Genomic DNA, 12,986 nt, shown 5'->3' on the forward strand with positions numbered 1-12,986 from the left:
GGCTTAGCTGGCAACTAAGTGTCGTTTGCTATACCCCACCCCAACCCTCCCCTTAGCAGGGGAGGAAGAAAGAATTACAGCAACTGAGTCAACCGGTTAAGGTCAGATTGCAGTGCGCCAGCGGTAACATCACGCCCGGCACCCGGCCCGCGGATGACCAGCGGATTATCGCGGTACCAGCGGCTTTCGATGGCAAAAACGTTATCGCACGGCAGCAAAGCGGCCAGAGGATGATCCTCACGAACCGCTTCAACACCGACACGGGCTTTACCGTTGGCATCGAAACGCGCCACATAACGCAGCACCAGCCCCATTTCCCGCGCGGCTTCCAGACGCTGGAGCATTTGCTGATTCAGCGCTTCGCCATCCTCAAAGAACTGATCGACGGAACCCGTTTCACATCCGGCCGGCACCAGCGATTCCACACGAACCTGCGTCGGTTCGATGTCATAACCCGCTTCACGGGCCAGGATCACCAGTTTACGCATCACGTCCTGACCGGATAAATCATCTCGGGGATCAGGCTCTGTCAGCCCCTGCTGCCACGCCAGATCCACCAGTTCGGTGAACGGCAGCGTGCCGTCAAATTGCAGGAACAGCCAGGATAATGTGCCGGAGAAGATTCCGCTGATTGCCAGAATGCTGTCGCCGCTGTCACGTAAATCGCGCACGGTATGGTTAACCGGCAACCCCGCGCCCACGGTCGCGTTGTACAACCAGTGACTGTCGGTTTTAGAGAACGCATCGCGGATCTGACGGTATTTATTCGTCCCGGATGCGCCCGCCAGTTTATTCGCGCTGATCACATGGAAACCGTAGCTGGCAAAATCCAGATACTGATCGGCCAGTTCAGCGCTCGCCGTGACATCCAGCACCACTAAATCATCGTAAGGGTGCGCGCGCATCCACAGGAACAACGATTCTTCGTCATGTGCCTGGGATTCGTCGTCGAAGAAGGCCAGCGCACGGCTGGCGTCCAGACCTTCGTAATTGAGCAAACTGCGTTTGCTGTCAACCACACCGGCCAGTACGAATTCAAAGCCGCTGCGGGCAGAAATGTTCTTTTGTTCACGGGCGAACAGTTCCAGCCAGCGTGAACCGATATTGCCTTTACCAAACAGCATCAGGCCGATTTGCTTCTCAGCGCGGAACAGGGTTTTGTGCAATCCCTGAATCAGATGAGCGGTCGGGCCGACGCGCAGAACAGCCACCAGGCTGATGCCGTCTTCCGACTGCCAGATAAATTCGATCGGCTGATCTTTCATTTCCTGATAGAAACGGTGGCTGTGCAGCGGGTTTTTACACACGCCCGCACCGACCAGCGCCACCATTGCCAGCCCTTCACGCAACGTCAGACGCCCCGGTAATGCGGCATCTTCCAGCACCTGCAAGGCACTGCCCGCCACTTCGGAGGTATAGCAAAATTGCAACAGATTACGGTCAGGGTGCACGCCGGTACACAGCGGTTTGATCTGTGCACGCTTGAGCAGTAACTCGACGTCTTTCTGCGCCAAAGCAAAATCATGCGCTGACGGAATAGCCATTTCGATCAGGCAAATATCATCGTGGCTGGTGACAATTTTTGCGCCAGTCCCGGACGCCAGCACGCGCTCAATGCGTGTCGAGCCCTGCTCCGGTTTGTAGCTACAGCGCAGCTGTAAATCGATATCGCTGCCGGAAACCGGCTGCAAAGTGCGGGTATGCAAGACCGGTGCAGCCAGACGTGCCAGTTCACTGGCTTCATCCAGACGCAACAGCGGCAACAGGCACGCGTCTTTCACTTTACGTGGATCGGCACTGTAAACTCCGGCGACGTCGCTCCAGATGGTAACGCGGCTGGCATTCGCCAGTGCACCAATCTGGGTGGCGGAATAGTCGCTGCCGTTACGGCCAAGCAGAACGGTTTCACCTGCGTCACTGCGGGCGATAAATCCGGTCACCACCAGATATTGCTGAGGATGCTGCGCGATAAGCTGTTGCAAAAGCGGATAAGAACGACCCTCATCCACCTGAGGCTGAGCCGCGCGTTCAGCACGCAGGAATTCGCGCGCATCCAGCCAGGCAGCGGGCAGGTCCATTTTGCACAATACGGCAGACATCAGTCGCGCAGACCAGATTTCGCCATGACCGACGACTTCTGCGTAAACCGCATCGGTCATCTTGTCATCGAGCAAAACGGCCAGACGTTCGAGGTCATGTATAAAAGAAGCAATAAGCGGTTCTGCCATTTCCGGCGGAAGCAGGCCGGAAATCAAATCACTCTGATACCGGCGCAAGGCCTGCTGAACCTGATGCGCGGAAAGCCGGTCAGTCTGGCTCAGTTTCAGCCAGCTGATCAGCTGGTTGGTCGTGCTGCCCGCCGCTGACACCACCATCATGTCGCCCGGCTTTGCGTATTCCGCCATAATGCCTGCGACGCGCAGATAACATTTAACGTCAGCCAGGCTGCTGCCACCAAATTTGTGCAACTGCCGGCTTCCCGCCGGCGCTGCAACCGCTATTGCATTCATACTTACCTCGTTGCCACTGACTGGAATGCGTGTTCCAGATCAGCAATCAAATCTTCGCTGTCTTCAAGACCTACAGAAATACGGAGCAAGCTGTCAGAAATCCCGGCGGCTTTACGCGCTTCCGGCGCCATGCCAGCGTGTGTCATGGTTGCCGTGTGAGAAATCAGGCTTTCGACGCCTCCCAGTGATTCTGCAAGGGTAAATAACTTCAATTCTTTCAGGAAATGACGCAACTGCGCTTCATCTCCGTTAAATTCAAAACTGATCATGGCCCCGAAGCCACGTTGCTGACGGCGGGCAATTTCATGCCCCTGGTTTTCCGGCAGCGACGGATGATACAGCTTTTTGACCTGCGACTGTTTTTGCAAATACGCCACAATCGCCAGCGCATTTTCCTGCTGTTGTTTTACGCGAACCGTTAACGTTCGCAGGCCACGTAACAGCAAATAGCTGTCAAACGCCGCGGCGGTCACACCGATATTGTTCGCCCACCACGCCAGTTCAGTTGCATGCTCTGCGGTCTTAGATATTACCGTACCGGCGACCACATCAGAATGCCCATTCAGATATTTCGTACAGGAATGTACAACTAAATCCGCCCCCAACTTCAGCGGGTTTTGCAACGCCGGGCTCAGGAACGTGTTATCCACCACGGTCAGTGCGCCAGCCGCGTGAGACGCCGTGCAAATCGCTTCGATATCGACCACGCGCAGCAACGGGTTACTTGGGGATTCAATCAGCACCAGTTTTGGGTTTTCCTTCAACGCTTCGGCCAGCGCCTGCGGGTCACCCTGATCGACAAAAAGCACGCGGTACGCACCGCGCTTACTCAGGCTGTCGAACAGACGGTAGCTGCCGCCGTAGCAATCGTGCGGCGCAACCAGCAAATCACCCGGTTTGAGAAATACTGTACACACCAGATGGATTGCGGACATCCCGCTGCTGGTGAGAACCGCGCCCGCTCCGCCTTCCAGATCCGCCAGCGCACGCTGAGCGATATCACGCGTCGGGTTTCCGCGACGTGAATAGTCATGGGCTCTCGGCTGATTAAAATCTTCGAAGTTGTAAGTACTGGAAAGGGCGATAGGCGGAACTACACAACCATATTGCTGATCATTGTTCAGGCCACTGCCCACGGCAATGGTGGCTTGCTTGTGCGTCATAGTCGTTTCTTCCTGACGAAATGCGGAGGATGAGGGTGTAAAGAGTAACGCCCGGAATTATAGACGTCAATACATCTGGACATCTAAACTTCTTTGCGTATAGATTGAGCAACAGAGCAATACCCGCTAAAATTATGACGTTAATGAAGATGTCCGGCAGATCCGTTGCGCGAAGCAGTTAAGCGCAAGGCGACAAAATGAACAATGCCGCAGGGCAAATCGTGAGATATCCCTGTAAAATGACGACATTTATTTAGTGAGAACAGTGAAAATCGGGCATAATCACGCGGTTTTCAGTATTTTATTTTTTGATAAATTTAAGGTGTCCCATGGCTGAGTGGAACGGCGAATATGTCAGCCCTTACGCTGAACACGGTAAGAAAAGTGAGCAAGTTAAGAAAATCACGGTATCCATTCCGCTGAAAGTCCTGAAGATTCTCACCGATGAACGCACCCGTCGTCAGGTGAATAACCTGCGTCATGCGACTAACAGTGAATTATTGTGTGAAGCTTTTCTGCATGCGTTCACCGGTCAGCCTTTGCCGAATGACGAAGACCTGCGTAAAGAACGCAGTGACGAAATCCCGGAAGCGGCGAAGATCCTGATGCGTGAACTGGGTGTTGATCCTGATACCTGGGAATATTGAGAAACGCTGAGATTTTCTGACAGCCCCGTGCAATTCATTGTGCGGGCTTTTGGCGTTCGGGCGATCAATAGAATGTTTTGAATCACGAAAAGGTTTTGTCTGGCAGGAAGTGAAACGACAGGCAACAAAAAAGGCGCCAAAGGCGCCTTTTTTTGCTCTCAAGCGTAGCTTATTTGCTGCTTGGAACGCTGAAACGCTTGTTGAAGCGGTCAACGCGGCCACCGGTAGCCACTTCACGTTGCTTACCAGTGTAGAACGGGTGACATTCGCCACACACGTCCAGGTTCAGATCGTGACCCACAGTTGAGTGAGTTTTGATAACGTTACCGCATGAGCAAGTTGCAGTAACTTCTGTATATTTAGGGTGAATACCTTGTTTCATGGAAAACCTCTTCTTAAGGCCGCGTCGCTATCCAACCCTGTTCTGTCAGACACCACGCGTAGTGGATGATAGGCTTTGAGTACGAAATGCACCAAAGGCGGCGAATCATACAGAATCTCTGAGAACCGCGCAATGATGTTCATGCATTTCGAAGGACACAGTGTACACTATCTCGTCATTTTTTTATAGTCTGGACCCACAATGCCTGTTGCCCACGTCGCGTTACCTGTTCCGCTCGCCCGTACTTTCGATTATCTCCTGCCGCCTGGATTACAGGTTTCTCAGGGTTGTCGGGTCAGTGTGCCTTTCGGTAAACGCGACGCTATTGGGATTGTCACACGCGTCAGCGACTCGAGCGAATTTGGCCTGGATAAGCTGAAACCCGTGCGTGAAGTCCTCGACTCTTCCAGCCTGTTCACGCCCGATCTGTGGCGCATCCTGCTCTGGGCTGCCGACTATTATCATTTCCCCATTGGCGAAGTGTTGTTTCACGCGCTGCCGGTGTTATTACGTCAGGGGAAACCCGCTGAACTGACGCCGCTCTGGCAATGGTTTGCCACCGAACAGGGGCGCGCCACGCCGCTCGACAGCCTGAAACGTGCGCCAAAACAGCAACAGGCGATGGCGGCACTGATCCAAAAACCGCTATATCGCCATCAGGTTGCTGACCTCGATCTGACTGATACCGCCTTGCAGGCACTGAGGGCGAAAGGGCTGACGGATTTACGCAGCATCGCGCCCGTCACACAAGACTGGCGCAAAGATTTCTCCGTCGTGGGTGAACGCCTGCGTCTTAACACCGAACAGGCCACCGCCGTCGGTGCCATCCGCAGTGAGGATCAGCAGTTTTCCGCCTGGCTGCTGGCCGGTGTCACCGGCTCGGGTAAAACCGAAGTGTATCTGAGCGTGCTGGAAAATATTCTCGCGCAGGGCCGTCAGGCGCTGGTGATGGTGCCGGAAATCGGCCTTACGCCGCAGACCATCGCGCGTTTTCGCGAACGTTTCAGCGCACCGGTGGATGTTTTGCATTCCGGTCTCAACGACAGCGAGCGCCTTTCCGTCTGGCTGCGTGCACGTAATGGCGAAGCCGGAATTGTGATCGGCACGCGCTCGTCGCTGTTCACACCGTTTGCACGTCTGGGCGTTATCATTATCGATGAAGAACACGACAGCTCTTATAAGCAGCAGGAAGGCTGGCGTTATCACGCGCGGGATCTCGCGGTATATCGCGCACACGCGGAAAACATCCCCATTATTATGGGCTCGGCAACGCCTGCGTTGGAAACGCTGCACAACGTGGAACTGGGCAAGTATCGCCAGCTGAAACTGACCAAGCGCGCCGGTAACGCCAAACTCGCGCGGCAGAATTTGCTGGATTTAAAAGGGTTGCAGCTGAAAGTCGGGCTTTCCCAGCCGCTGATCCAGCGCATGCAGGAACATCTCAAAGCCGACAATCAGGTCATGCTGTTCCTCAACCGCCGCGGCTATGCGCCTGCCCTGCTCTGCCACGAATGCGGATGGATTGCTGAATGCCAGCGCTGTGATCACTATTACACGCTGCATCAGAATCAGCGCCAGTTACGCTGCCACCATTGCGACAGCCAGCGTGCCGTGCCGAATCAGTGTCCGCATTGCGGATCGACGCAACTGGTATCCGTCGGCGTCGGCACCGAGCAACTGGAAAACGAGCTGGCACCGCTGTTCCCTGATACGCCAATCACCCGCATCGACCGCGACACCACCAGCCGCAAAGGCTCCCTGGAACAGCATCTGAATGAAGTCCATCGCGGTGGCGCACGTATTCTTATCGGCACGCAAATGCTGGCCAAAGGCCACCACTTCCCGGATGTCACGCTGGTCTCGCTGCTGGATGTCGACGGCGCGTTGTTCTCGGCAGATTTCCGTTCAGCAGAACGTTTTGCCCAGCTCTATACCCAGGTTTCAGGCCGCGCGGGTCGTGCCGGGAAACAGGGGGAAGTGATTCTACAAACACATCACCCTGAACATCCGCTGTTGCAGGTTCTGTTACATAAAGGCTACGAAGAATTCGCGAAACAGACGCTTACCGAGCGCAAGAGCGTCTTTCTGCCGCCTTACACCAGTCACATTATGATCCGCGCTGAAGACCATGATAATCAGCAGTCGGCGCTGTTCCTGCAACAACTGCGAAATCTGCTGGAATCCAGCCCGCTAAAAGATGATTCATTATGGATTTTAGGACCGGTGCCTGCTCTGGCGGCCAAGCGTAACGGGCGTTTCCGCTGGCAGCTGTTATTGCAGCATCCTTCCCGCCGTGTTTTGCAGCATCTGATCAAGAGTTCTCAGCCGCTGATTGCCAGCTTGCCGCAGGCTAAAAAGGTGAAATGGACGCTGGATGTCGATCCGATCGATAGCTAATCCGCATAAATAATCAGGATTTCTGCGTGATGGATCGAAAAAAGCATCTGCGTCACACTTTTAATGCAAATTAGGTAACAAATCCTACTCACATTCTGTTTAGAATGTGATGAGCTACACAGCATGGGTAGCCAGGTGAGGAATGTGGATGTTGTTGTGTCAGTTTGATGCTGTTGCAAGGAGAGATGCGTTGGAGCACAAGAAAGAATTACCCGCCGCAACAATGAAAGATGTGGCAGAACAGGCAGGCGTTTCAACAGCAACGGTATCCCGCGCGTTAATGAATCCGGAAAAAGTCTCCGCCTCTACCCGTCAGAAGGTCGATCAGGCGGTGATGGCCGTAGGGTATTCTCCTCATGCCTTGGCCCGAAACCTGAAACGTAACGAATCGCGAACCATTCTGGTGATCGTCCCGGACATCTGTGATCCCTTTTTTGCCGATCTGATCAAAGGGATCGAACGCACCGCCGCCGAAAGTGGTTATCTGGTGCTGATTGGCGATTGCGCTCAGCAAAACCAGCAGGAAAAAACTTTCATCAATCTGATCATCACCAAACAGATTGATGGCATGTTGCTGCTCGGTTCCGATTTACCTTTCGATGCCAGTAAAGAAGAACAACGAAATCTGCCGCCAATGGTGATGGCCAATGAATTTGCGCCAGAACTGGAACTGCCGACGGTTCACATTGATAATCTGACTGCCGCGTTTGAAGCGGTGCATTATCTGCTGAATCTAGGGCATCAGCGTATTGCCTGTATCGAAGGGCCGAAACATATGCCGCTGTGCCAGTACCGCTCACAAGGTTATATTCAGGCGCTGCGTCGCAACGGGATCAGCGTTGAAAACGCACTGACCGCTCAGGGTGATTTTAGCTACGAATCCGGCGCGCAGGCGGTTGCCGAACTGATGGCGCTGCCTTCTCCGCCAACGGCCATCTTCTGCCATAACGATATTATGGCGATTGGCGCGATGTTTCAGGCGAAAAAAATGGGTTTGCGTATTCCGCAGGATTTGTCAGTTGTCGGCTTCGATGACATCAAAGCCAGCCGGTTTACTGATCCTCCACTGACCACCGTCGCCCAGCCAAGATTCCAGCTCGGTCGTCAGGCTATGTTATTATTACTTGAGCAGTTACAAGGAAATCTGGGACAAAGCGGTTCACTTCTGCTTGATAGTGAGCTGGTCGTCCGCGAAAGCACGGCCGCCCCGAAAGCGTAAGTCAGTTTTTGTTTTGTTATATATGCAGGGTTAAGTAACATGACGCACTTCTTCATTCATCACGACACAGCGAAACGATAGTGGCACAAAGAGACTATGTAAGCCGTGGGCGCTCAGGAGCGCGGCGGAAAAGTACCAGCCGGAGTAAAAAACGCAGTTCCACAACGATCTCCAAAACCATGGTGGTGTTAGCCGTTGCGGTACTGGTGGTGTTTGTCGGTGGCCTCTATTTTATTGCGCACAATAAACATGAAGAAGCGGCGGTACTGCCGACGCATGCTGTTCGTCCGGGTAACGGATTACCGCCCAAGCCTGAAGAGCGCTGGCGTTACATCAAAGAGCTGGAAAACCGTCAGATGGGCGTGACCACGCCAACTGAACCGACGGCGGGTGGTCAGGTTGAATCTAAAACGCAACTGACGCCGGAACAGCGACAACTTCTCGAACAGATGCAGGCCGATATGCGCCAGACGCCAACACAGCTGTCTGAAGTGCCGTATAACGATCCAAGTCAGGTCGCCACGCGTCCGGCTCAGACGCAGCGTCAGGTTCAGCAACAGCAGCCGACGTATGCCCAGCAACAGCCGGTACAGACGCAACCGCGCCAGGTTCAACAGCCAACGTATACGCCACAAACACAGCCGGTACGCGCACCGCAGGCTCAGGTACAAACTCAGCCTGTTCAGCCAAAACCTAAGCCACAGGTGAAAGAACCGGTCAGAGAAGTACCGAAAGAACAACCGAAAGCACAGCAACCGGCCGCCATTACACAGGCAGCGCCAGAGAAACCGAAAGAGCAGGAAAAAACCCAGCGCTTTATGGTGCAGTGCGGTTCGTTCAAAGGTGCCGATCAGGCGGAATCCCAGCGCGCCAAGCTGGCATTCGAAGGATTTGAAGGTCGAATCACCACTGGCGGCGGCTGGAATCGTGTCGTGATTGGCCCATACAACAATCGCTCCGGTGCAGACAGCACCTTATCCCGCCTGAAGAGCGCAGGCATCTCCGGTTGCATTCCCCTCGCAACCGGGGGTTGAAAACCCGTAATCCTTCCCCAATCTATACTTTCAATATGCCCCGTAAGTTTGTGAGACACGCAAAGTGTCTCGCAAGACTGCGGGGATCTTTTCCGTCTGCAACGAGGAACCGCTCGTGACAACAATTGTAAGTGTACGCCGCAACGGCAAGGTCGTTATCGGTGGTGATGGCCAGGCCACATTGGGAAATACCGTCATGAAGGGCAACGTCAAGAAAGTACGTCGCCTGTACAACGATAAAGTGATCGCTGGTTTTGCTGGCGGTACCGCTGATGCCTTCACGCTGTTTGAGCTGTTCGAACGCAAACTGGAAATGCACCAGGGTCATCTGGTGAAAGCCGCCGTTGAGCTGGCTAAAGACTGGCGTACAGACCGTATGCTGCGTCGTCTCGAAGCGCTGCTGGCTGTTGCGGATGAAAATGCCTCGCTGATTATCAGCGGTAACGGCGACGTCATCCAGCCTGAAAACGACCTGATCGCGATTGGTTCCGGTGGCCCGTATGCCCAGGCCGCTGCTCGTGCTTTGCTGGAAAACTCAGAGCTTGGCGCACGCGATATCGTGGAGAAATCTCTGAGTATTGCGGGTGATATCTGCATCTACACCAACCAATTCCACACCATCGAAGAATTGTCTTCTAAAGCGTAAGGATCGAAAATTATGTCTGAGATGACCCCGCGCGAGATTGTCAGCGAGTTAGACAGCTATATCATTGGCCAGGATAAAGCGAAACGCGCTGTCGCGATCGCCCTGCGTAACCGCTGGCGCCGTATGCAGCTTGATGAAGCGCTGCGCCACGAAGTCACCCCAAAAAATATTCTGATGATCGGCCCTACCGGTGTCGGTAAAACCGAAATTGCCCGTCGTCTGGCCAAACTGGCTAACGCGCCGTTCATCAAAGTCGAAGCCACCAAGTTCACCGAAGTGGGCTACGTCGGGAAAGAAGTGGATTCCATTATCCGTGATCTGACCGATGCCGCCGTGAAAATGGTCCGTCTGCAATCCATCGATAAGAACCGCTTCCGCGCCGAAGAAATGGCCGAAGAACGTATCCTCGATGTACTGATCCCGCCGGCGAAAAACAACTGGGGCCAGGCTGACGAAGCGCATGAGCCTTCTGCAGCGCGCCAGAACTTCCGCAAGAAATTGCGCGAAGGCCAGCTCGACGATAAAGAAATCGAAATCAATCTGGCGGCTGCGCCTGTGGGTGTTGAAATCATGTCCCCGCCGGGCATGGAAGAGATGACCAACCAGCTGCAATCCATGTTCCAGAACATGGCCGGTCAGAAACAGAAACCGCGCAAACTGAAAATCAAAGAAGCTTACAAGCTGCTGGTTGAAGAAGAAGCGGCAAAGCTGGTGAACCCGGAAGAGCTGAAAGAACAGGCGATTGAAGCCGTTGAACAGCACGGCATCGTGTTCATCGATGAGATCGACAAAATCTGTAAACGCGGCCAGAGTTCAGGCCCGGACGTTTCACGCGAAGGCGTTCAGCGCGATCTGCTGCCGCTGGTAGAAGGTTGTACCGTTTCGACTAAACACGGCATGGTGAAAACGGACCATATTCTGTTTATCGCTTCCGGCGCGTTCCAGACTGCCAGCCCGTCAGACCTGATCCCGGAATTGCAGGGTCGTCTGCCAATCCGCGTTGAGCTACAGGCGCTGTCGACTGAAGACTTCGAACGTATTCTGACTGAGCCAAGTGCGTCACTGACACATCAGTACAAAGCATTGATGGCGACCGAAGGGGTAACCATTGATTTCACGGCTGACGGCATCCGTCGTATCGCGGAAGCGGCATGGCAGGTGAACGAAACCACCGAGAACATTGGCGCTCGTCGTCTGCACACGGTTCTGGAGCGTCTGATGGAAGATATTTCTTATGACGCCAGCGAAAGCAACGGTATCTCCATAAACATTGATGCAGATTATGTTAGAAGCCACCTTGATCAGCTGGTAGCTGATGAAGATCTGAGCCGTTTTATCTTATAATTTGCTCATACGTTCCGAAAGTGATCTTCAGGGAGGCGTTTGCCTCCCTGATTTTTTTAGATTTCGGACTGACTGTTCACCTGAGCGAAATCACCTATGAGCACAATGACTCCCTGCACCCCGACCACGCCTGCCCGCGCATGGCTTGAAAGCCTGCGTCCTAAAACGCTGCCACTGGCTTTTGCCTCAATTGTCATGGGTTCGGCGATTGCCAGCCTGCAAGGCGTTTTCCACCCGCTCATCGCGTTGCTGGCGTTGCTGACGGCGGGTTGTCTGCAAATCCTGTCTAATCTTGCTAACGACTATGGCGATGCCGAAAAAGGCAGCGATACGCCCGATCGCGTCGGGCCGTTGCGCGGGATGCAAAAAGGGATGATTACCGCCGCGCAGATGAAGCGCGCGATTATCCTGACCATCGCCCTGACGCTCGTGTGTGGCATCGCGCTTATCGCCGTCGCCTGCCACAAACCGAGCGATGTCGTGGGCTTTGTGATCCTCGGCCTTCTCTCGATTGGCGCGGCCATCACATATACCGTCGGCACGCGCCCTTACGGTTATATGGGGCTGGGTGATATCTCCGTTTTGATTTTCTTTGGCTGGATCAGCGTCGCCGGGACATTCTATTTGCAGGCGGGATATTTCGACTGGATTGTGATGTTGCCGGCCACCGCAACGGGATTGCTCTCGACGGCGGTGCTGAATATCAACAATTTGCGCGATATCGAAACCGATCGCGCCAACGGCAAAAACACGCTGGCCGTTCGTCTCGGGCCAGTGAATGCACGTCGCTATCACACGTTTATTCTGGCCGCGGCCACACTATGTCTGACGATTTTTTCCGCCGCGCATTTGCATCACTGGACCGGCTGGTTATTTATTCTGGCCGTACCGATGCTGGTGGCTCACGTCATCCGCGTGAGAAAGTCCATAACATCTGTAGAAGTGCGCCCGCTGCTCGAACATATGGTGAAAACGGCGTTACTGACTAACGTGTTGTTTGCGGTGGGTCTGTTGCTCAATTGAGTAAAATTGGCCTGATGTGCGTTTATCGGGCCGCTTTTCACATTTAACAATTGATGATTTTGCCAACATCCGCCTGAAAGGGATATACTGAACACTCATGCAGCAACCAGATGAAATCCTATGAAATACGATACTTCCGAACTTTGCGACATCTACCATGAAGAAGTGAATGTCGTCGAACCCCTGTTCTCCAACTTTGGTGGCCGTACTTCATTTGGCGGGCAAATCACGACAGTGAAGTGTTTCGAAGACAATGGCTTGCTTTATGACTTGCTGGAAGAAAATGGCCGTGGTCGTGTACTGCTGATCGATGGCGGTGGCTCCGTTCGTCGCGCATTGCTGGATGCCGGTCTGGCACGCCTGGCGTTGCAAAACGAATGGGAAGGTATTGTGATTTACGGTGCGGTTCGTCAGGTAGACGATCTGGAAGAACTGGATATCGGCATTCAGGCGATGGCAGCAATTCCGGCGGGCGCAGGCAGTGAAGGGATTGGCGAAAGCGACATTCGTGTCAATTTCGGCGGTGTCACCTTCTTCTCCGGTGACCATCTTTATGCCGACAACACCGGTATCGTGCTGTCAGAAGACCCGCTCGACATCGAATAACCTTGCGCTTTCAGC

11 protein-coding genes are annotated in these 12,986 nt (G+C 53.9%); 8 read left to right on the forward strand and 3 right to left on the reverse strand.

The genetic code is table 11. The features are described 5' to 3' along the window. Positions 1 to 74: 74 nt before the first annotated feature. Together ACLBVC_RS23180 and metB are read right to left on the reverse strand one after the other, a co-directional pair. Positions 75 to 2,510, reverse strand: coding sequence for a bifunctional aspartate kinase/homoserine dehydrogenase II (locus tag ACLBVC_RS23180; RefSeq protein WP_410151591.1), 2,436 nt, complete (start codon positions 2,508 to 2,510; stop codon positions 75 to 77). A gap of 2 nt (positions 2,511 to 2,512) precedes the next feature. Beyond that, positions 2,513 to 3,673 carry a cystathionine gamma-synthase gene (metB, locus tag ACLBVC_RS23185; protein ID WP_410151592.1) on the reverse strand — a complete coding sequence of 387 codons (1,161 nt, stop codon included), beginning with the start codon at positions 3,671 to 3,673 and terminating at the stop codon, positions 2,513 to 2,515. Between the two features lie 329 nt (positions 3,674 to 4,002). Here metB and metJ point away from each other — a divergent pair, with 329 nt between their 5' ends. Then, positions 4,003 to 4,320, forward strand: coding sequence for a met regulon transcriptional regulator MetJ (metJ, locus tag ACLBVC_RS23190; RefSeq protein WP_004392248.1), 318 nt, complete (start codon positions 4,003 to 4,005; stop codon positions 4,318 to 4,320). Positions 4,321 to 4,489: 169 nt separating this feature from the next. Here the strand turns inward: metJ and rpmE are convergent, their stop codons facing one another. Beyond that, positions 4,490 to 4,702, reverse strand: coding sequence for a 50S ribosomal protein L31 (gene rpmE / locus ACLBVC_RS23195; protein ID WP_104923998.1), 213 nt, complete (start codon positions 4,700 to 4,702; stop codon positions 4,490 to 4,492). A 201-nt stretch (positions 4,703 to 4,903) separates the two neighbouring features. Here rpmE and priA point away from each other — a divergent pair, with 201 nt between their 5' ends. From priA to rraA, 7 genes are all read left to right on the forward strand, one after another. Continuing rightward, positions 4,904 to 7,099 carry a primosomal protein N' gene (priA, locus tag ACLBVC_RS23200; RefSeq protein ID WP_410151593.1) on the forward strand — a complete coding sequence of 732 codons (2,196 nt, stop codon included), beginning with the start codon at positions 4,904 to 4,906 and terminating at the stop codon, positions 7,097 to 7,099. Positions 7,100 to 7,289: 190 nt separating this feature from the next. Next, positions 7,290 to 8,318 (forward strand): DNA-binding transcriptional regulator CytR, encoded by a 1,029-nt coding sequence (cytR, locus tag ACLBVC_RS23205; protein WP_410151594.1) that lies wholly within the window; start codon positions 7,290 to 7,292, stop codon positions 8,316 to 8,318. Between the two features lie 80 nt (positions 8,319 to 8,398). Beyond that, positions 8,399 to 9,352 (forward strand): cell division protein FtsN, encoded by a 954-nt coding sequence (ftsN, locus tag ACLBVC_RS23210; RefSeq protein ID WP_410151595.1) that lies wholly within the window; start codon positions 8,399 to 8,401, stop codon positions 9,350 to 9,352. Between the two features lie 115 nt (positions 9,353 to 9,467). Continuing rightward, complete coding sequence (hslV, locus tag ACLBVC_RS23215; protein ID WP_056774599.1) at positions 9,468 to 9,998, forward strand: ATP-dependent protease subunit HslV; 531 nt, start codon at positions 9,468 to 9,470, stop codon at positions 9,996 to 9,998. 12 nt (positions 9,999 to 10,010) lie between these two features. Then, on the forward strand, positions 10,011 to 11,342 hold the full coding sequence (gene hslU, locus ACLBVC_RS23220) for an HslU--HslV peptidase ATPase subunit (protein ID WP_152325025.1): 1,332 nt from the start codon (positions 10,011 to 10,013) through the stop codon (positions 11,340 to 11,342). A 96-nt stretch (positions 11,343 to 11,438) separates the two neighbouring features. Next, complete coding sequence (locus ACLBVC_RS23225; RefSeq protein WP_410151596.1) at positions 11,439 to 12,365, forward strand: 1,4-dihydroxy-2-naphthoate polyprenyltransferase; 927 nt, start codon at positions 11,439 to 11,441, stop codon at positions 12,363 to 12,365. Between the two features lie 120 nt (positions 12,366 to 12,485). Then, complete coding sequence (gene rraA, locus ACLBVC_RS23230; protein WP_410151597.1) at positions 12,486 to 12,971, forward strand: ribonuclease E activity regulator RraA; 486 nt, start codon at positions 12,486 to 12,488, stop codon at positions 12,969 to 12,971. Positions 12,972 to 12,986 lie beyond the last annotated feature (15 nt).

The sequence above is a fragment of the Rahnella selenatireducens genome (genome assembly GCF_046449555.1).
Taxonomy (GTDB): domain Bacteria; phylum Pseudomonadota; class Gammaproteobacteria; order Enterobacterales; family Enterobacteriaceae; genus Rahnella; species Rahnella selenatireducens.

Coding starts and splice junctions, on each gene's coding strand:
- ACLBVC_RS23180 (WP_410151591.1), bottom strand. CDS start 2,510: ATGAATGCAATAGCGGTTGCAGCGCCGGCGGGAAGCCGGCAGTTGCAC.
- metB (WP_410151592.1), bottom strand. CDS start 3,673: ATGACGCACAAGCAAGCCACCATTGCCGTGGGCAGTGGCCTGAACAAT.
- metJ (WP_004392248.1), top strand. CDS start 4,003: ATGGCTGAGTGGAACGGCGAATATGTCAGCCCTTACGCTGAACACGGT.
- rpmE (WP_104923998.1), bottom strand. CDS start 4,702: ATGAAACAAGGTATTCACCCTAAATATACAGAAGTTACTGCAACTTGC.
- priA (WP_410151593.1), top strand. CDS start 4,904: ATGCCTGTTGCCCACGTCGCGTTACCTGTTCCGCTCGCCCGTACTTTC.
- hslU (WP_152325025.1), top strand. CDS start 10,011: ATGTCTGAGATGACCCCGCGCGAGATTGTCAGCGAGTTAGACAGCTAT.
- ACLBVC_RS23225 (WP_410151596.1), top strand. CDS start 11,439: ATGAGCACAATGACTCCCTGCACCCCGACCACGCCTGCCCGCGCATGG.
- rraA (WP_410151597.1), top strand. CDS start 12,486: ATGAAATACGATACTTCCGAACTTTGCGACATCTACCATGAAGAAGTG.